Below are 659 nucleotides of genomic sequence, written 5' to 3'. Positions count from 1 at the left end.
TCTCCTGGTCGGCGGCGTTGGTGCTAGGGTTGCCGCTCGCACTTTCCTCGACCGCGCAGGTGTTGCCGATGCTGCAATCGGCGGGGCGCCTGCGCACGCCCTTTGGCGAGCGCGCCTTTTCGATCCTGCTGTTCCAGGATTTGTCGATCGTGCCGCTGATCACGCTGGTGACGGTGCTGTCGCGCAATCCGGCGGACGCGCATGGCCCGCCGGGCTGGCAATTGTTCCTGTCGACCGTGCTCGCCGTGGCCGGGCTGGTGCTCGCCGGGCGCTTCCTGCTGCGCCCGCTGTTCCGCATCATCGGCAATCTGGGGGAGCGCGAGATGTTCGTGTTCGCCGCGGTGTTCACGGTGGTGGCCGCGGCGGCGATCATGGAGGCGCTTGGTCTGTCGACAGCACTGGGCGCATTCGTCGCGGGCGTGATGCTGGCGGACAGCCCGTATCGGCATGAGCTGGAGGCCGATGTCGAGCCGTTCCGCTCCATCCTGCTCGGCCTGTTTTTCCTCGCGGTCGGCATGATGCTCGATTTGCACGCGATCGCCGAGCGGCCGTTCTTCGTGATCGGCATGGCGCTGGCGCTGATCGCGACCAAGGCGGTGATCATCTTCGGCATCGGTATGGCCTTTCGCATGAAGTGGCGCGCCGCGCTCGCGCTCGGG

The 659-nt window shown here is 67.1% G+C and carries 1 protein-coding gene; it reads left to right on the top strand.

The window, feature by feature from the left end:
* Nucleotides 1–17 precede the first annotated feature (17 nt).
* The coding region (locus AACY49_RS29835) for a cation:proton antiporter domain-containing protein (RefSeq protein WP_339527786.1) at nucleotides 18–659 on the top strand (642 nt) is incomplete at its 3' end.

The sequence above is a fragment of the Pseudomonas sp. EL_65y_Pfl2_R96 genome, from assembly GCF_963970905.1.
GTDB lineage: Bacteria > Pseudomonadota > Gammaproteobacteria > Pseudomonadales > Pseudomonadaceae > Aquipseudomonas.
This window is presented reverse-complemented; position numbering and strand designations above follow the sequence as displayed.